The 17,521-nt window shown below is 73.2% G+C and carries 16 protein-coding genes; 9 read left to right on the top strand and 7 right to left on the bottom strand.

Going from position 1 to position 17,521, the window contains the following annotated elements:
- The first annotated feature begins 37 nt into the window (after positions 1–37).
- From ACIHCX_RS08510 to ACIHCX_RS08500, 3 genes are read left to right on the top strand one after another with little or no spacing between them, the layout of a single operon-like run.
- Complete coding sequence (locus ACIHCX_RS08510; RefSeq protein WP_400027888.1) at positions 38–1,441, top strand: glutamine synthetase; 1,404 nt, start codon at positions 38–40, stop codon at positions 1,439–1,441.
- A complete protein-coding gene (locus ACIHCX_RS08505; RefSeq protein WP_400027886.1) occupies positions 1,441–2,664 on the top strand; it encodes an amidohydrolase family protein in 1,224 nt (407 codons plus the stop codon). Before ACIHCX_RS08510 ends, ACIHCX_RS08505 begins: the two co-directional genes overlap by 1 nt.
- Before the next feature lie 34 nt (positions 2,665–2,698).
- Positions 2,699–3,226 (top strand): NUDIX hydrolase family protein, encoded by a 528-nt coding sequence (locus ACIHCX_RS08500; protein WP_400028657.1) that lies wholly within the window; start codon positions 2,699–2,701, stop codon positions 3,224–3,226.
- 58 nt (positions 3,227–3,284) lie between these two features.
- Here ACIHCX_RS08500 and ACIHCX_RS08495 read toward each other — a convergent pair whose 3' ends face one another.
- From ACIHCX_RS08495 to ACIHCX_RS08475, 5 genes are all read right to left on the bottom strand, one after another.
- The gene (locus ACIHCX_RS08495; protein WP_400028656.1) at positions 3,285–4,751 is read right to left on the bottom strand and encodes a sialate:H+ symport family MFS transporter; all 1,467 of its coding nucleotides are present in this window, start codon (positions 4,749–4,751) and stop codon (positions 3,285–3,287) included.
- Between the two features lie 60 nt (positions 4,752–4,811).
- Complete coding sequence (locus tag ACIHCX_RS08490; RefSeq protein ID WP_400027884.1) at positions 4,812–5,498, bottom strand: N-acetylmannosamine-6-phosphate 2-epimerase; 687 nt, start codon at positions 5,496–5,498, stop codon at positions 4,812–4,814.
- Positions 5,495–6,439 carry an ROK family protein gene (locus tag ACIHCX_RS08485; RefSeq protein WP_400027882.1) on the bottom strand — a complete coding sequence of 315 codons (945 nt, stop codon included), beginning with the start codon at positions 6,437–6,439 and terminating at the stop codon, positions 5,495–5,497. Before ACIHCX_RS08485 ends, ACIHCX_RS08490 begins: the two co-directional genes overlap by 4 nt.
- Positions 6,436–7,395 (bottom strand): dihydrodipicolinate synthase family protein, encoded by a 960-nt coding sequence (locus ACIHCX_RS08480; RefSeq protein ID WP_400027880.1) that lies wholly within the window; start codon positions 7,393–7,395, stop codon positions 6,436–6,438. Before ACIHCX_RS08480 ends, ACIHCX_RS08485 begins: the two co-directional genes overlap by 4 nt.
- Before the next feature lie 236 nt (positions 7,396–7,631).
- Positions 7,632–8,396 carry a FadR/GntR family transcriptional regulator gene (locus ACIHCX_RS08475; RefSeq protein ID WP_400027878.1) on the bottom strand — a complete coding sequence of 255 codons (765 nt, stop codon included), beginning with the start codon at positions 8,394–8,396 and terminating at the stop codon, positions 7,632–7,634.
- A gap of 151 nt (positions 8,397–8,547) precedes the next feature.
- On the opposite strand from ACIHCX_RS08475, the gene ACIHCX_RS08470 reads away from it, so the two are divergent.
- The 6 genes from ACIHCX_RS08470 to ACIHCX_RS08445 all read left to right on the top strand — a co-directional run bounded on the left by ACIHCX_RS08470 (position 8,548) and on the right by ACIHCX_RS08445 (position 16,152).
- Positions 8,548–10,122 (top strand): ABC transporter substrate-binding protein, encoded by a 1,575-nt coding sequence (locus tag ACIHCX_RS08470; protein WP_400028655.1) that lies wholly within the window; start codon positions 8,548–8,550, stop codon positions 10,120–10,122.
- A gap of 118 nt (positions 10,123–10,240) precedes the next feature.
- Positions 10,241–11,191, top strand: coding sequence for an ABC transporter permease (locus tag ACIHCX_RS08465; RefSeq protein ID WP_400027876.1), 951 nt, complete (start codon positions 10,241–10,243; stop codon positions 11,189–11,191).
- A 1-nt stretch (position 11,192) separates the two neighbouring features.
- Complete coding sequence (locus tag ACIHCX_RS08460) at positions 11,193–13,235, top strand: dipeptide/oligopeptide/nickel ABC transporter permease/ATP-binding protein (RefSeq protein WP_400027874.1); 2,043 nt, start codon at positions 11,193–11,195, stop codon at positions 13,233–13,235.
- Positions 13,232–14,203: an oligopeptide/dipeptide ABC transporter ATP-binding protein gene (locus ACIHCX_RS08455; protein WP_400027872.1), complete on the top strand. Its 972-nt coding sequence runs from the start codon at positions 13,232–13,234 to the stop codon at positions 14,201–14,203. Before ACIHCX_RS08460 ends, ACIHCX_RS08455 begins: the two co-directional genes overlap by 4 nt.
- A gap of 138 nt (positions 14,204–14,341) precedes the next feature.
- Complete coding sequence (locus tag ACIHCX_RS08450; protein WP_400027870.1) at positions 14,342–15,415, top strand: permease; 1,074 nt, start codon at positions 14,342–14,344, stop codon at positions 15,413–15,415.
- Positions 15,412–16,152, top strand: a complete 741-nt coding sequence (locus tag ACIHCX_RS08445) for a TIGR03943 family putative permease subunit (protein ID WP_400027868.1) — start codon at positions 15,412–15,414, stop codon at positions 16,150–16,152. Before ACIHCX_RS08450 ends, ACIHCX_RS08445 begins: the two co-directional genes overlap by 4 nt.
- 104 nt (positions 16,153–16,256) lie before the next feature.
- Here ACIHCX_RS08445 and ACIHCX_RS08440 read toward each other — a convergent pair whose 3' ends face one another.
- Together ACIHCX_RS08440 and ACIHCX_RS08435 are read right to left on the bottom strand one after the other, a co-directional pair.
- Positions 16,257–16,622, bottom strand: coding sequence for a DUF4440 domain-containing protein (locus ACIHCX_RS08440; protein ID WP_400027866.1), 366 nt, complete (start codon positions 16,620–16,622; stop codon positions 16,257–16,259).
- A gap of 46 nt (positions 16,623–16,668) precedes the next feature.
- Positions 16,669–17,460: an SAM-dependent methyltransferase gene (locus ACIHCX_RS08435; protein ID WP_400027864.1), complete on the bottom strand. Its 792-nt coding sequence runs from the start codon at positions 17,458–17,460 to the stop codon at positions 16,669–16,671.
- Positions 17,461–17,521 lie beyond the last annotated feature (61 nt).

Here is a 17,521-nt window from a genome sequence, read left to right as displayed (position 1 = left end):
TTCGCCCGAGCCGCGTCACCGCCCGCCGAGGAGGACCATGACCACCCTTGCCGACCCCGTCCCCGGCGGGCGTCCCGGCGACGTCGAGCGGGCCGTCGCGCTCAGCGGCGAACTCGCCGGGCGAGGCGTGCACGGTGTCGTCCTCGCCTACGTCGACACCGCGGGCATCGGCCGGGTCAAGACGGTCCCGACGGCGAAGCTCCCCTCGACGGCGGCCTGGGGAGTGGGCATGTCCCCGGTGTTCGACACCTTCCTGGCGCACGACTCGATCGTCAGCACCAACGTTCTCGGCTCCCCCGACGGCGATCTGCGGCTCTACCCCGACCTCGACCACCTGGTGGTCCTGTCCGGGCAGCCCGGCTGGGCCTGGGCGCCGGTCGACCGGATCACGCAGGAGGGGGAGCGCCACCCCGGGTGCAGCCGTACGTTCCTGCGCCGGATCACCGCGGACGCCGAGCGGCGCCACGGACTCACCTTCAAGGCGGCCGTCGAGATCGAGTGGGCCGTCGGCCGGAAAGACGCGCCCGGCGGCGCGTTCGAGCCCGCGGTGTCGGGTCCGGCGTACGGGGCCGTGCGGCAGGTGGAGCTGAGCGACTGCGCCGCCGACCTGCTGGCGGCCCTCGCCGCGCAGGGCGTGGACGTGGACCAGTTCCACCCCGAGTACGCGGCCGGGCAGTTCGAGGTGTCCGTCGGCGCGCTGGACCCGGTGGCAGCGGCCGACCGCAGCGTGCTGGTGCGGCAGACCGTGCGGGCCGTGGCCGGTCGGCACGGGCTGAGGGTCTCCTTCGCGCCGGCCGTCCTCGCGCGGGGCGTGGGCAACGGCGGCCATGTCCACCTCTCGGCCTGGCGCGACGGGACCAACCTGCACTCCGGGGGCGACGGCCGCTACGGCATGACGGCCGAGGCCGAGGCCTTCACGGCCGGTCTCCTCGCCCACCTGCCCGCGCTGACGGCGGTGACCGCGCCGAGCCCGGCCAGCTATCTCAGGCTCAGACCCTCCCAGTGGGCCGGGGTGTTCACCGCCTGGGGCCGGGAAACCCGCGAGGCCGCGCTGCGGGTGATCACCGGGACCCGGGGGCAGGGCGGGCGAGCGGCCAACCTGGAGGTCAAGCCGGTCGACCTCGCAGCCAACCCGTACCTGGCCCTGGGCTGCCTGATCGCCGCCGGGCTGGACGGCACGGAGTCGTCCGCGTCCCTGCCCGAGGAGATCACCGGGGACCCGGCGCGGTTCGGCGAGGCGGAGGCCGCGGCCCGGGGTGTGCGGCGGCTGCCGGTCTCGCTGGCGGAGGCGGTCGCCGCGTTCCGCGGGGACGAGGTGCTGCGCACCGCTCTCGGACCGGTCCTCGCCGACGCGGTCACCGCCGTGCGCACGGGCGAGATCGCGGCCGTCGACGGGCTGGACGACGAGCAGGTCGCGGCGGCCTACCGGTGGACGTACTGATGAGCGCGTCGGCCGGGGCTACGGCGGTCCACGAGATGCTCGGAGCGCTGCCGCTCGTGGACCACCACTGCCACGGGGTCGCCACCGCCGACCTGGACCGGACCGGCTTCGAGTCCCTGCTCACCGAGGGCGAGGTGTGGCCCGGCAGCGGGATCTCGCCGTTCGACAGCCCGGTCGGCGTGGCCGTGCGCCGCCACTGCGCCCCGGTCCTGGACCTGCCGCGCCACGCGCCCGCCGAGGCGTATCTGGCCCGCCGGGCCGAGCTGGGCGCGGCGGAGGTCAACCGGCGCTTCCTCGGCGCCTGCGGCACGGCCGTCTTCTGCGTCGACACCGGTTTCGCTCCCGAGCCCGGCACCACCCCGCGGGCGCTGGCCGGCGCCGCGGGCGGTGGTGCGGTGGCGTACGAGGTCGTACGGCTGGAGCGGGTCGCGGAGGCCGTGGCGGCCGGGGGCGTCGAGCCCGGCGAGTACGGCGCCGCCCTCCGCGCGGCCGCGCAGGACGCCGTGCGGCGTCCGGGCGTCGTCGCGGTGAAGTCGGTGGCCGCCTACCGCACCGGCTTCGACCTGGACCCGGCACGCCCCTCGTCGGAGGAGGTCGCGCGGGCGGCGGCCGGCTGGCTCGCCGGCGCGGGCGACCGTCTCGACGACCCGGTGCTCGTACGGCATCTGCTGTGGACGGCCGTCGACCTCGGTCTGCCCCTCCAACTGCACACCGGGTTCGGCGACGCCGACCTCCGCCTGCACCGCACGGACCCCGCCCTGCTGACCGACTGGCTGCGTCTGACCGCCGGCACGGTCCCGGTCCTGCTGCTGCACTGCTGGCCCTACCAGCGCCAGGCCGCCTATCTGGCCGCCGTGTTCGAGCAGGTGTACCTCGACGTCGGTCTGGCGCTGCACCACGTCGGACCCGCCCGGGCCCGGGCGGTGCTGGCCGAGGCCCTGGAGATCACGCCGTTCGGCAAGCTGCTGTACAGCTCCGACGCCTACGGCGTGGCCGAGTTCCACCACCTCGGCGCGGTGGCCTTCCGGCAGGGCCTGGCCGGGCTGCTGCGCGAGCGGGTGGACGCCGACGAGCTGAGCCCGGCGGACGCGCTGCGGATCGCCCGCTGGACGGGGCGGGACAACGCCCGACGGGTCTACGGACTCACCGACCTGACCGGCCCCACCGACCCCGAAGGCCCCGCTGACCCCACCGATCTCCCTGCCACCGAACTCCCCCATTGAGCACCACTGAAAGTATGATCAAGCGATGTCTGACATGACCGAAACCACGCCCGGTTGGCTGACCACGGACGAACTGGAGTCGGCGCGCGCCCGCATGCCGATCCTGTACGTCGAGGCGGTGCCGGTGCGCGTCGACGACAGCGGCGAAGTGATCAGCATCGGCCTGCTGCTGCGCATCGGACCGGACGGAACGGTCAGCCGGACCCTGGTATCCGGCCGGGTGCTGCACCACGAGCGCGTGCGGGACGCCCTGCTGCGCCATCTGGAGAAGGACCTCGGCCCGGTGGCGCTGCCCCGTGTGCCGGCCTCCCTCCAGCCGTTCACGGTCGCCGAGTACTTCCCGACGGTCGGGATCACGCCGTACCACGACCCGCGTCAGCACGCCGTGTCGCTGGCCTACATCGTGCCGGTCGCCGGTGACTGCCGGCCCCGGCAGGACGCGCTGGACCTGGTCTGGTTCAGCCCGCAGGAGGCGGCCTCCGTCGCGCTGCAGAGCGAGATGCCCGGTGGGCACGGGGTGCTGCTCAAGCAGGCGCTGGCCCACGTGGGCCACGCGTACTGACGGGCACCGCGAAGGGCGCCTCCGGCAGCGCCGGCCCTGCCCTCCCGGGCAGGGCCGGTCAGCCGGAGGTCGCGCGGGCCGCCGGGGCCGGGCCGCGGTCCTCCTCCGCCACGAGGTGGTCGGCCGGACCGTCCGGGTCGAGGAGCCGGCCCAGCCGGCCGGGCACGTCGAAGCCGACGAGGACCACGGCGATCATCGTCCCGGCGAAGGTGAGGACGGCCAGCGCGTGGCCCAGGTCCATGCCCGAGGCGAGGCGTGCGCCGAGCACGGGGGCCACGGCGCCGCCCAGGGCACCCACGTTGTAGGTGAAGCCCAGCGCGGCGGCCCGGACATGGGTCGGGAAGTGACCGCCGATGTACCGGGGCAGCAGGCCGGAGATGCCGAAGCTGGTGGCCTGGAGCGCGAACAGCAGCACGCCGAGCAGCGGCAGGCTGTCGCGCACCGCGAAGACGGGGAAGACGAAGGCCAGGGAGGCCAGCAGCGTGAAGGCGTACGCCTTCCTGGTGCCGATCCAGTCGCCCACGAACCCGGCCAGCCAGCAGCCGGCCATCGTGCCGAAGCCCGCGTAGTAGAGCGCGTCGGTGACCTGGCCGGCGTCGTAGCCCAGGTCGGTCTTCAGATAGGTGGGCAGCAGCGCCTGGATGGGCCAGGAGTACAGGAACGCGAAGAAGATCGTGACGATCATCGACACGTACAGCAGCCAGCCGCGGCGGCCGCCCAGCTGCACGGCGAAGGCGATCAGGCAGACTCCGGCGAGTACCGACAGCACCGGTACGAGACCGTCGCCCAGCGGGGTGAAGACCGCGAAGAGCGAGACGGTGGCCGCCACCGCGAGCACCACGTTGACGGTGGCCCTGGCGCGGGTGGCGAACAGCGGGCGGAAGGGGTTGGGCCGCTGCTCCCGCTCGGCGACCGAGGTCTTCCAGTCGGCGGCCTCGGGCAGCGTGCGGCGCATCCACAGCGCGACCAGGACGGGGATCAGGCCCAGATAGAACATCCAGCGCCAGCCGAGCGCCGGCACGACCCACTTGTAGACCTGGGCGGCCAGCACGGTGCCCACGGAGTAGCCGGAGATCAGGAAGCCGCTGGCCCGGTTGCGCATGCGCACGGGCCAGCTCTCCATGACGTAGGTGGCGCTGGAGGAGTACTCGCCGGCCATGCCCATGCCGATGGCGAGCCGGGCGACGAACAGGCTGGTGTAGTCCCAGGCGAATCCGCAGGCGAAGGTGCCCAGGGAGTACAGCAGGATGCTGACCACCATCGAGAGCTTGCGCCCGAAGCGGTCGCCGAGGGCTCCGAGCAGCGCGCCGCCGAGCCACCGCGTGATGAACGCGGCGGAGACCAGGCTCGCCGCCTGAACGGTGTCGAGGTGGAAGTCGGCGCTGATCTCGGTGAGGACCAGGGTGATCAGCACGAAGTCGAAGCCGTCGAGGACGTAGCCGATCCAGGCGGCGAAGAACGACTTCCAGTGGCTGCGGCCCACCTGGCGGTACCAGGGCGGCTTGGACGGCTCGGTGTGGTGCACGGTTGCTCCAGGATGCCGGACGGACTCGTCGCCGAGCACCGTCGGAGGGTAAAGGCGCCTCTATCGGCGTGTGAGGTGTGTCGCGAAGCGGTGGGTGAGGGCGGTCGGGGCGGTGATGGCGGTGCCGACGACCACGCTGTGGGCGCCCCGGGCGAGCGCGGCGGCCGCCTCCTCGGGGGTGCCGATGCGTCCCTCGGCGACGACCGGGGTGCCGGTCGCGCGGGCGAGGGCGGCGACCAGCTCCAGGTCGGGGCCGGACTGGCGCGGGGAGCCGGGGGCGTATCCCGACAGGGTGGTGGAGACGAAGTCGGCGCCCTGCCGGGCGGCGAGCAGGCCTTCGTCCAGCGTGGCGACGTCCGCCATGACCAGGGCGCCCGCGGAGTGCACGGCGGTCACGAGGTCGGCGAAGGAACTGCCGTCCGGGCGCGGGCGTGCCGTGGCGTCCGCGGCGACCACGTGGGCCCCGGCCTCGGCGACGGCGAGGGCGTGGCGCACGGTCGGGGTGATGTAGACGCCGGTGTCGCCGTCCTTCCACAGCCCGATCACGGGCAGGGCGACGGCGGCGGTGACGGCGGCCACCACCTCGGGGTCGTTGACGCGGACGGCCGCGGCGCCGCCGGCCTCGGCGGAGCGCGCCAGCCGGACCAGGGTCGCGGTGTCGCGCATCGGGTCGCCCTCGGGGGCCTGGCAGGAGACGATCAGCCGGCCGGCGACGGCGTCGGCTGTCGGCGAAGGGGTCGTGGTCATCGTGGTCCTCCTGGACGGTGCAGAGGCTCGGTGCGGGTGAGCAGGGCCGCCCCCAGGACGGCCGCGTCGGATCCCAGGCGCGGCGGCACCGGGCGCAGCCGGCGCAGCGGGGCCATCAGCTCGGCGCGGAAGGCATCGGTCAGCGCGGACCAGTACAGGTCGCCGATCCGCGGTACGCCGCCGCCGATCACGACGCGGTGCGGGCCGAGCGCGTTGGCCAGACCGCCGGCGGCACTTCCGGTGGCCCGCGCCCCGGTGGTGATCGCCTGCCGTGCGGTGGCGTCGCCCGCAGCGGCGCGTTCCGCCACGATCTGGAGGCGGTCGGCCGTCCGGCCGCTCAGCCGCTCGTACAGGGCGGTGATCGCGGGTCCCGAGGCGATCGCCTCGAGGTGGCCGCTGCCGCCGCAGGTGCAGGGCAGGCCGGTGGCCTCGGGGCTCGGCACATGACCGAGGTGGCCCGCGATGCCGGCGCTGCCGTGCAGCATCCGGCCGTCCACCGCGACGGCGCCGCCGACCCCGGTGCCCACGGCGACGTAGACCAGGGAGGCGAACGGGTCGCCGGCCTCGGCGAGTTCGGTGGCGGCCGTGGCGCGTACGTCGTTGTCGCAGGCGACCGGCAGCCCCGTGCGCTCGGACAGGCCGGCGGCCAGCGCGGTGCCGGCCCAGCCGGTGATGGAGTCGGTGGCGCTGGTGACGGTGCCGGTGCGCGGGTCCACGACACCGGCGGCGGCGACGCCGATCGCCCGGGCGCCGTCGTCCACCGCGCGGGCCGCCTCGGCGAGCGCGTCGAGCACGGCCGGCGCACCCGCCCGCGCCGGGGTCGGGCGGGTGTGACGGCGCAGGACCGTGCCGTCCGGGCCGACCAGGGCGGCCGCGATCTTGGTGCCGCCGAGGTCGAGTCCGATGACGGGAGCGGTGCCAGGGGCCGGGGTCCGTGTCATCGGACCGGGGTGAGCCCGGCGGCGCGCAGCCGCGCGTCGACCTCGGCGACGGGTGCGGCGCCCAGCTGGATCTGCGGGAAGGCGGTGTCACCGCAGTCGATGACGCCCAGCAGGCGCAGCGCCGCCTTGAACGCGCCCAGGGCGGAGGAGCTGCGGCCCATCTCGGCCTCGGGCCCCGCGTCGACCATGGCGAACAGGCCGGCGAGCCGCTCCTGCTCCTTGACGGCCTGCGCCCAGTCGCCGGCCCGGGCGGCCTCGTAGAGCCGGACGTAGCCGGCGGGGTCGACGTTGCCCAGGCCGGGGACGACGCCGTCCGCGCCGGCCAGGAGGGCCGCGTCGACGGTCAGTTCGGAACCGGTGAGGACGGAGAAGGCGGGCGCGGGTCCCCCGGCGCGGCCCTGGCGTCCGCCGAGGGCGACGAGCAGACGGCGCAGGGAGCCCTCGTCGCCGCTGCTGTCCTTGAGGCCGGCCAGGGTGCCGTCGGCGGCCAGTTCGAGGATCAGGGCGGTCGACAGCTTGCTGTGCACGGAGACCGGCAGGTCGTAGGCGAACAGCGGCAGGTCCACCGTCTGGCGGATGCGGCGGAAGTGGGCGGCGATCTCCCGGGGGTGGGTGCGGGTGTAGAAGGGCGCGGTGACGACCAGGGCGTCCGCGCCGAGCTGGGCCGCTTCGCGGGCGTGGTCGAGGACGCGGGGGGTGGTGGTGTCGATGACGCCCGCGAGGACCGGTACCCGTCCGTCGACCGCGTTGACCACCGTCTCCAGGGCGGTGCCGCGCTGCTCGTCGGTGAGGTAGGCGACCTCGCTGGTCGAGCCGAGGGCGAAGAGCCCGTGGACGCCGCCGTCGAGCAGGTGCTCGACCAGCCGGGCCAGGGAGGCCGTGTCGACCTCGCCGTGGGCGTCGAGCGGCGTGCACACGGGCGGGACGACCCCGCGCAGGGGTGCGGTCAGAGGCATGGGGGCTACTCCATGGGCTGAGACGGAACGTGGGCTGGAGGACGGAACCGCTGTTCGCGGGCGACCACTCCAGGAAAGCGGACATCAGATGTCTGACGTCTGAACAATAAGACGCAGCCGCCCGGGTCGGTCAAGAGGGGGATGGCTCACACTCTCGACCGACCCGGGCGGCAAGTCCCGGCGAGGGGAACGGCGTACGGGGCCCGCCACGCGAGGCGGGCCGCTCCGGTGACCGGTCAGGCGGGGCGCTCGACCCCACCCCGGCCCGCCTGCGCCTGCGCTTCCGCCAGCCGCCTGCGCACCGGCGCGTAGTGGCCGGAGAGCGCCTGCACGAAGCCCTCGACATCCCCCTGCCTGGCCGCCCGCACGATGGCGCGGTGGTCGGCGATGGTGCCCGCCTCGGCCTCCTCGGAGATGCCCTCCAACTCGGGCGCGACGATGGCGTAGACGTCCCAGAAGGCCAGCGAGAGCTGGCTGACCAGCTCGTTCTGGAGCGGCTCCATCAGCCGCTCGTGGAAGGCCCGGTCGCAGGCGGCGAAGCCGCGGTCGTCATGGGCGCCGCGGCGGTCCATCTCGTCGACAAGGGTGTCGAGGGCGTCGAGATCCTCGGGCCCGAGGGTCGCCATGATGCGCGCGGCCATACCGCGTTCGATCAGCTCCCGCACCTCGACCAGCTCGGACAGGATCCGGAAGTCGTCCTTGGGGCTGAGCAGGCCGCGGAAGGCCAGGCCCTCCACCAGCGCGGACAGGCTCAGCCGGCCGACGTAGGTGCCGTGACCGCGCCGCACCTCGACGATGTCCAGCACCGCCAGGGTCTTCACGGCCTCACGGATGCTGGAGCGGCTGGCGCCGAGGGCGGTGCACAGCTCCGCCTCCGACGGCAGCGGGTCACCCGGCTTGAGGTGATTGTCGAGGATGTAGCTCTTGATCGCCTCCGAGACCTCCTGACGCAGTGACGGCCTGGCCGCCGCCCGGACCTCTTGCGGACGCGACGAATTCACCTCTTGACCCCTTCTGCTCAATGAAGCTACCTTCACAGCCTATCAAGGTCGGACATCAGACGTCTGATGACGAGACCTCAATCCCTCTTCTGTTTCCTCGCTTTGTGCCGCCCCAGGAGGACCTCACGTGTCGTACAAGACGCCCGTCGGCATGGATCGTCGCAGATTTCTGCGCTACGCGAGCGCCCTCGGGGCCGCCTCGGCCCTGACCGCCTCGCTCTCCGCGTGCGGCGGCCCGGCCTCCACCGGCTCGGACACCGGCGCGAGCGGCGGCGGTGGGTCGGACACCATCGAGACGGGCATCTCCTACCCGCTCTCGACCGGCTTCGACCCGATGATCGCCTCGGGTGCCACCCCGGTCGCGGCCAACCTGCACGTCTTCGAGGGCCTGGTCGACCTGGACCCGGTCACGTTCGAGGCCCGGCCCGGCCTGGCCACCGCCCTGCCCGTCAAGGTGAACGCCACCACCTACCGCGCCACCCTGCGCGAGGGCGCCACCTTCCACGACGGCTCGGACGTCACCGCCGAGGACGTCGTCTTCAGCTTCGAGCGGATCCTCGACGAGAAGAACGCCTCCCTGATGGCGCAGTTCCTGCCCTTCCTCGACTCCGCCAAGGCCGTCGACGCGAGGACCGTCGAGTTCAAGCTGAAGTACCCCTTCGCCCTGTTCCCCAGCCGCGTCTCGGTCGCCAAGATCGTCCCGAAGAAGCTGGTGGAGGCGGACCAGAAGGGCTTCGACGCCCTGCCCGTGGGCTCGGGCCCCTACCGGATGGTCTCGGCGACCCGCGAGGACAAGATCCTCTTCGAGGCGTACGACAAGTACAACGGCAGCCACCCGGCCAAGGCGAAGAAGATGGTCTGGCGCCTGGTCTCCGACCCCGCCGCCCGGGTCAGCGCCATGGAGTCGGGCCGCGTGCAGGCCATCGAGGACGTGCCCTACCTGGACGTGGACCGCCTCGCCGGGAAGGTGAAGGTCGAGTCGGTGCAGTCCTTCGGCCTGCTCTTCCTGATGTTCAACTGCAGGAAGAAGCCCTTCGACGACCAGCGGGTGCGCCAGGCGCTCCACTACGCGCTGGACACCGACAAGCTCATCACCACGGCCATGGCCGGCAACGGCTCGGCCGCCCGCAGCTACCTCCAGCCCACCCACCCCGACTTCCACCAGGCCGCCACGGTCTACGGGCACGACCCGGCCAGGGCCAAGAAGCTGCTCGCCGCAGCCGGCGTCAAGAACCTCACGGTCACCCTGCTGACCACCGACACCGGCTGGGTCAAGGACGTGGCCCCGCTGGTCAAGGAGAGCTGGGACGCCATCGGGATGAAGACCACGCTGAGCATCGGCCAGTCCTCCGCCCAGTACGCCAAGGTGGACGCCGGCTCCTACACGGTCCTGCTCGCCCCCGGCGACCCGTCCGTCTTCGGCGACGACGTCGACCTGCTGATGCGCTGGTACTACTCCGGGCTGTGGCCCGAGAGCCGCTACGGCTGGGGCGGGACCGCCGCGTACAAGAAGGTCAACTCCCTGCTGGACAAGGCCTCCCAGGCCACCGACGAGGCCACCCGCAAGGACCTGTGGGGCCAGGCCATCGATCTGGTCGCGGAGCAGGCCGCCCTCTACCCCGTCCTGCACCGCAAGCTGCCCACGGCCTGGAACGACAAGGCGCTCAAGGGCTTCAAGCCCCTGCCGACCACGGGCCTGTCCCTCCTGGACGTCAGCCGCGCCTGACCCGCGTCTGACCCCGGAGCCGCGGCGGCCGCCCGGTGCCCGCCGGGCGACTGCCGCACCCGGTGCCCGCCGGACGGCCGCCGCACCCCGGTGCCCGCCCCTTCTCTAGGAACCCACGATGGTCACATTCCTCCGGCTCGCGCTGCGCCGTCTGGCGATCATGCCGGTGATGATCCTCGGCATCACGCTGCTCGTCTTCGTGGTGCTTCAGTTCTCGCCCGTCGACCCGGCCTACAACGCCCTGGGCGACGGCGCCTCGGCCGCGGCCCGCGCCGCCTTCGCCGAGGCCAACGGCCTCAACGACCCGCTGCCGGTGCGCTACGTCCACTTCCTCGGGCAGCTGCTGAGCGGAGACCTCGGCTCCACCGTGCCGCCCAGCCAGCCGGTGCTCGACCGGATCGCCGTCGCGCTGCCGCTCACCATCCAGCTCACCGCGCTGGGCCTGGTGATCGCGATCGTCCTCGCGCTCGTGCTCGGCGTGACCGGCGCGGTCTTCCGGGACCGCTGGCCCGACCAGCTCACCCGCGTCCTGTCGATCGCGGGCGTCGCGGTCCCGTCGTTCTGGCTCGGGGTGCTGCTCATCCAGCAGTTCGCCCTGAACCACCCGGTGTTCCCGACCGGCGGCTACGTCAACCCGGCCGACTCCTTCAGCGGCTGGCTCAGGTCCATGACCCTGCCGGCCTTCGCCCTCGCCGTCCCCGTGGCGGCCTCGCTGGCCCGTCTGGTGCGGACCTCCATGGTGGCGGAGCTGGACCGCGACTACGTACGGACCGCCACCGGCAACGGGCTGCCCCGCCACGTCGTCGTCCGGGGCGTGCTGCGCAACGCGCTCATCACCCCGCTGACCGTGCTCGGCGTGCGGGTGGGCTACCTGCTCAGCGGCGCGGTCGTGATCGAGACCATCTTCGACCTGCCCGGCATGGGCAAGCTGATCCTCGAGGGGGTCACCGGCGGCGACGTCGCCCTCGTCCAGGGCACCGTGCTCACCATCGCCGTCGCCTTCCTGGTCGTCAACGTCGTCGTCGACCTGCTGTACCTGCTGGTCAACCCGCGTATCAGGACGGTGTGACATGTTCCCCAGAAGCGGTCTCGTCAGGAGACTGTCCCGCCCCGGCATCCGGTTCCGGGCACTTCCGCCGTCCTCGCGCCTCGCCCTGGGCGTGCTGGGGGTGGTGATCCTCGCCGCCGTGTTCGCCCCGCTGATCGCCGCGGATCCGCTCGCCACCGGCGTCCCCGTCCAGGCGCCCAGCGGTGCCCACTGGTTCGGCACCGACCGGGTCGGCCGGGACATCTTCGCCCGTGTCGTCTACGGCGCCCGGTACTCCCTGGTCATCGGCCTGGGCTCGACCGCCGCCGCCCTCGTGCTGGGCGCGGTCCTCGGTTCGCTCGCCGCCACCTCGCGCAAACTGGGCGACGAGTCCGTGATGCGCACGCTCGACATCGTCATGGCCTTCCCGCCGATCGCGCTGGCGGCCGTGCTGGTCACCGTGTTCGGCACCAGCCTGCCCGTGCTCATCCTGTGCATCGCGTTCGTCTACATGCCGTCGCTCGCCCGTGTGGTACGGGCCAACGTCATGGCGCAATACGGCGAGGACTATGTGGCCGCCGAGAAGGTGATCGGCGCCCGCCGCGCGTACATCGTCGTCCGCCACGTGGCCGTCAACTGCGCCGCTCCCGTCATGGTGTTCGCCACCGTGCTGGTCGCCGACGCCATCATCTTCGAGGCCAGCCTGTCCTTCATCGGGGCCGGTGTGCAGGACCCCGACCCCAGCTGGGGCAACGTCCTGTCCTACGGCCGGCAGATCCTGCTGTCGGGCGGCTGGTGGGCCACCCTGCTGCCCGGCCTCGTACTGCTGGCGACCGTGCTCGCCCTGAACATCCTGTCCGAGGGACTCACCGACGCGGCGGCGTCACCGTCCGACGCGCGCGCGGACGACGGGGAGGCGCGGACGTCGGCGCCCGGCGCTTCCGGTGAGTCCGGCGCGGCCGATGCGTCCGACACGTCGGGCGACGGTGCCCGGCCGGGCGTCGCCTCGGCCGGACCGGGCGCCGCGGCTGACCCCGGCGCCGCCGACGTCGACGCCGCGCTCGCGCGGCTGTCGGCGCGCGTGCTGAGCGGCCCGTCCTCCGTCGCACCGGTCGCCGGCGACGCGGCCGAACTGCTGGCCGTGAAGGACCTGACCATCCGCTTCCCGGACCGCTACGGCGACACCCGGGTCGTGGACGGCATCTCCTTCTCGGTCCGCGAGGGCGAAACGCTCGGCCTGGTCGGCGAGTCGGGCTGCGGCAAGAGCATCACCAGCCTGGCCGTCATGGGGCTGCTGGCCCGCAACGCCGAGGTCGGCGGACGCATCGAGTACCGCGGCCGTAACCTCCTGGAGCTCGGCCCCCGGCAGCGCCGGGCCCTCAACGGCCCGGAGATCGCCATGGTCTACCAGGACGCGCTCTCCTCGCTGAACCCCTCGGTGCTGGTCGGCCGGCAGCTGAGGCAGCTCACCAGCCGCGGCGGTACGCAGACCCCCGCCGAACTCCTCGAACTGGTCGGCCTCGATCCGCGGCGGACCCTGCGCAGCTACCCGCACGAACTCTCCGGCGGCCAGCGCCAGCGCGTACTGATCGCCATGGCGCTGTCCCGCAGCCCCCGCCTGCTGATCGCGGACGAACCGACCACCGCGCTCGACGTCACCGTCCAGGCCCAGGTGGTGGAACTGCTGGAACGGCTGCGCGACGAGCTCGGCTTCGCGATGATCCTCGTCTCGCACGACCTGGCGCTCGTCGGCGACCTGTCGCACCGGATCGCGGTGATGTACGCCGGCCAGGTCGCGGAGGTCGCCGGAACCCGGTCGCTGCTGTCCGCGCCCGCCCACCCCTACACCCGCGGGCTGCTCGGCTCGGTGGTGTCCCTGGAGTCGGGCGCCGAACGGCTGCACCAGATCCCCGGCATCGTCCCGGCGCCCCGCCGTTTCGGGGACGGCTGCCGGTTCGCCTCGCGCTGCGCCGCGGCGACCGACCTGTGCCGCACCACCCCGCCCGCCCCCGGCGGCGGGCCCGACCACAGCACCGCGTGCCACCACCCCGTGCCGGCCGCCCTGCTTCAGGAGAGCAACCGATGATCCGGCTCGACCACGTACACGTACGCCACAAGGCCCGCGGCGGCGGCCTGTTCGGCCGGAGCCACGTGCACGCCCTGACCGACGCCTCGCTGGAGGTCGGGCGCGGGGAGATCGTCGGCCTGGTCGGCGAGTCCGGCTGCGGCAAGTCGACCCTGGCCCGGGTGCTCACCGGTCTTCAGCGGCCCACCGAGGGCACGGTCGCCTTCCACGGCGAGGACCTGTGGGCGATGCCCGGCGCCCGGCGGCGCGGCGAGTTCGGCGCCTCCGTCGGCGTGGTCTTCCAGGACCCGTCGACCGCCCTCAACCCGCGGCTGCCGGTGGGCCGGATCCTGCGCGACCCGCTGGACGTGCACCGGCGGGGCGACGTGAAGGAGCGCGACGCGCGGGTCGAGGAACTCCTTGACCTGGTCGGTCTGCCCGCGCACACCCTGCGGGCCCTGCCCGGCCAGCTCTCGGGCGGGCAGCGCCAGCGCGTCGCCATCGCCCGCGCGCTCGCCCTGGAACCGGAGTTGATCGTCGCCGACGAGCCGACCAGCGCGCTCGACGTGTCGGTACGCGCACAGGTCCTGAACCTGCTGGTGGACCTGCGGGACCGGTTGAACCTCGGCATGGTGTTCATCTCGCACGACATCCAGACCGTGCGGCACCTCGCCGACCGGCTCGCCGTGCTCTACCTCGGCCGGATCGTGGAGGAGGGCCCGGCGCGGCGGGTCGCCGCCTCGCCCGCACACCCGTACACCCGGGCCCTGCTGTCGGCCACCCCGAGCCTGATGGAGCGCAGCGAGCGCATCGTGCTGCACGGCCCGGTGCCGTCGGCGGTCAACCCGCCGCCGGGCTGCCCCTTCAGCACCCGTTGCTGGAAGGCCGACGACGCCTGTCTGACCGCCTTTCCCGCGGCCCGGTCCGACTCGGACGAGTCCCACCGGTGGCACTGCGTCCACCCGCAGACCGAGGACGACCGGTCGTAAGGAGCGCCGTGCGCACGGGCCCTGGCACCAGGACTCGCTCCCGCTCGGTCTCCACGAACGGTGGTAACGTCCGTGCCCGGCCGCCCGGAAGGGCGGATCCCTGCACCCGTCGCCGGCCGGCGACCGACCGAGGCACCGGTGAACATGACCGACGAGAGGGCCGGCGGCGCGGCGGCTCCGGTGGACGTCCTGACGGACGACGAGTCGGACGGCCGGCCGGGGCCGCGGGACTGGCTGTGGCTCCCGCGGCTCGGCCTGACGCTGACGGTGGGTGCCTTCAGCGCACTGGTCATCGGCGTTGCCGGGCTGGTGCTGGTCCCCCCGTTCCTCGAGTGGTTCGAGCAGCCCGCACTCCAGGCCTGGCGGACGGTCCTGGCGGCGGTGGTGGTCCAGGGGGTCCCGTTCCTGCTGCTGGGCACGGTGGTGTCAGCGGCGATCACCGCCTTCGTCTCACCCCGGCTCCTCGCCCGGGTGCTCCCGCGCAACCCGGTACTGGCGGTACCGGTGGCCGGCGCGGCCGGGGTGGCCCTGCCCGGCTGCGAGTGCGCCTCCGTACCCGTCGCGGGCAGTCTGATCCGGCGTGGTGTGCCCCCGGCGGCGGCGCTGGCCTTCCTGCTCTCCGCACCGGCCGTGAATCCGGTCGTCCTGGTCGCGACCTCGATCGCCTTCCCCGGCAGCCCCGAGATGGTGTTCGCCCGGCTCGGCGCCTCCCTCGCCACCTCGGTCGCGATGGGCTGGCTCTGGCTGCGGGCCGGACGTGAGGAGTGGCTGCTCCGCGTGCGCCGGCCTTCCGAGGCGGACGCCCAGGGCGCTCCTCTCGCGGCGTTCCTGCACGGCCTGCGGCACGACTTCCTTCAGGCCGGGGGCTTCCTGGTCCTCGGGGCGGCAGCGGCAGCGACCTTCAACGTCGCCGTGCCCCCCGCGGTGCTGGAGACGTTCAGCGGCTCCGCCTGGCTGTCGGTGCTGGTACTCGCCGGGCTGGCGGTGATCCTCTCGATCTGCTCGGAGGCGGACGCGTTCGTGGCCGCCTCGCTCACCGGCTTCTCCCCCACGGCGCGCCTGGCCTTCATGGTGGTCGGCCCGATGGTCGACCTCAAGCTCATCTCGCTTCAGGCCGGGGCCTTCGGGCGCGCCTTCGCCGCCCGCTTCTCCAGCGCCACCTTCGTCGTGGCGGTCCTGTGCAGCGCTCTGGTCGGAGGCGCACTCCTGTGAGACGACAACTGCCCAACGCGCTGCTGGCCCTTCTGGGTGCGGCGCTGCTGCGCATCAGCCTCTTCAGCGACCTCTCGCTGCGGTACGTCAAGGAGGGGCTGCGCCCGCTGCTGATCGTCTCGGGGGCGCTGCTGGTGCTGCTGGGCCTGGCCTGCGCCGTACAGGAGCTGCGGACACGTTCGCACGACCACGGCGACGACGCCGAGGACGACGCCGGGCAAGACGGCCACCACGGTCACCGTCACCCGGTCGGCGGTCCCCGGACCGCCTGGCTCCTGGCCCTGCCCGCGGTGATGCTGCTCCTGTTCGCCCCGCCCGCGCTCGGCGCGTACACCGCCGCCCGGGACGGCTCGGGCGCTGTCGCCCTGCGGTCCCACACCACCTTCGCCGCACTGCCCGCCGACGGGGTACCGGCGCTCTCGCTGAGCGACTTCACGGCCCGGGCGGCGTGGGACGAGGCGGAGTCGCTCAAGGGGCGGACGGTACGGCTCGAGGGCTTTGCCGTCCCCGGCCGGGACGGCACCTGGCAGCTCGCCCGACTCATCGTCAGCTGCTGCGCGGCAGACGCCCGCGTGGTCAAGGTCGAGGTGCGTGGGGTCGCCGCCCCGTCCGCCGACAGCTGGGTCACCGTGACGGGCGTGTGGCACCCGGGCCCCGGCGTCCCGGCCCTGGACGCCACGGAACTCACGCCCATGGCCCGCCCGGAGAACCCCTACCGGGACACCGCGCCTTCCTGAGCCGCCCCTTCGTCCTACGGCCCGGCGGGTGTCCCGCCCGGCCGGGGCGCGCCTGGCGGGACACCCGCCGGCCCGCCGCCCTCGCGGGCTGCGGTTTCACCCGCTCAATCGGTCAGAGTGCCCTGGTGGAAATACATCCGCCAGCCCGTCTCCGTCAGACGCCACACAGAGCTCCGCCATACCCGACGGCCCTGGTTGTCGGAGAAGTACGTCAGATGGACGACACCCGGGGCAAGAACGACTCCGGACATCTCGCTGACCTCGACCGGAGACTCCGGGGACACCGAGCCGCCGCTCGTCACCGTGAGGACCGTCTCGGCGTCCCACCGGCGTCCAGAAGCCCCGATCTCGGTGAACTCCGGATCCAGCAGCTCCAGGACACGGGCCGGCGAAGCGCGCACCTCGGCATCGAGAAGCAGCATCTCCCCGTCGATGGCCGCCTGCACGGCCCGCTCGCTCTCATCCGTCATACGGGAATACTAAGGACGCCGCTCGCCACGGCCCAGCGAATTGTTCTCAGGGGACGCGTGCCACACCCGCGTAGATGCCGCTGTCCTCCGGGGCGGGCGGCTCCTGGTCGGCGCCGTACCAGTCGGTGGCGGTGACCAGGCCGGGCGGCACCCACTCCAGTCCGTCGAAGAAGCGGGCCACCTCCTCGCGGGTGCGGAAGGCGAGGCGGATGCCGCCCTTGGCGTACTGGGCGATCACCTGCTCCGCCAGCTCCGGGAAGAGGTCGATCGCGGCGTGCGAGAGGACCAGGTGGCTGCCGGACGGGAGCACGTCGACCAGGCCCCGGACGATGCCGTGGGCGTTCTGGTCGTCCGCGATGAAGTGCATCAGGGCGATCAGCGACAGGGCGATCGGCCGGTCGAAGTCCAGCACTTGCCGGGCGTGCCGCACTATCTCGTCCGGCTCACGCACGTCGGCCTGGATGTAGTCCGTGGCACCCTCGGGGCAACTGACCAGCAGGGCCTCCGCGTGCCGCAGGACGATCGGGTCGTTGTCGGCGTAGACGATCCGGGCGGTGGGCACCGTCCGCTGCACGATCTGGTGGAGGTTCGGCTCGGTCGGGATGCCGGTGCCGATGTCGAGGAACTGGTCGACACCTTGGGCGGCGAGGTAGGCCGCCGCCCGGTGCATGAACGCGCGGTTCTGCCGCGCCGCGTCCCGCGCTTCGGGCGGCAGTCTCTCGCCGACCGCCTCGTCGACCGGGTAGTTGTCCTTGCCGCCCAGCAACCAGTCGTAGACCCGCGCGGGGTGGGGCCGACTGGTGTTGATGTGGGTGAGCTGGGAATGGTCCGTCGTCATGGCAGACTCCGTCATCCGGAAAGTGAATCGCCGCCGCCTGTCGATCATCGTACTCGGTCGC

This window comes from Streptomyces sp. NPDC052043 (assembly GCF_044548235.1).
Classification (GTDB): domain Bacteria; phylum Actinomycetota; class Actinomycetes; order Streptomycetales; family Streptomycetaceae; genus Streptomyces.
The sequence above is the reverse complement of the archived record's forward strand: the minus strand, read 5'-3'. Positions and strand labels throughout refer to the sequence as shown.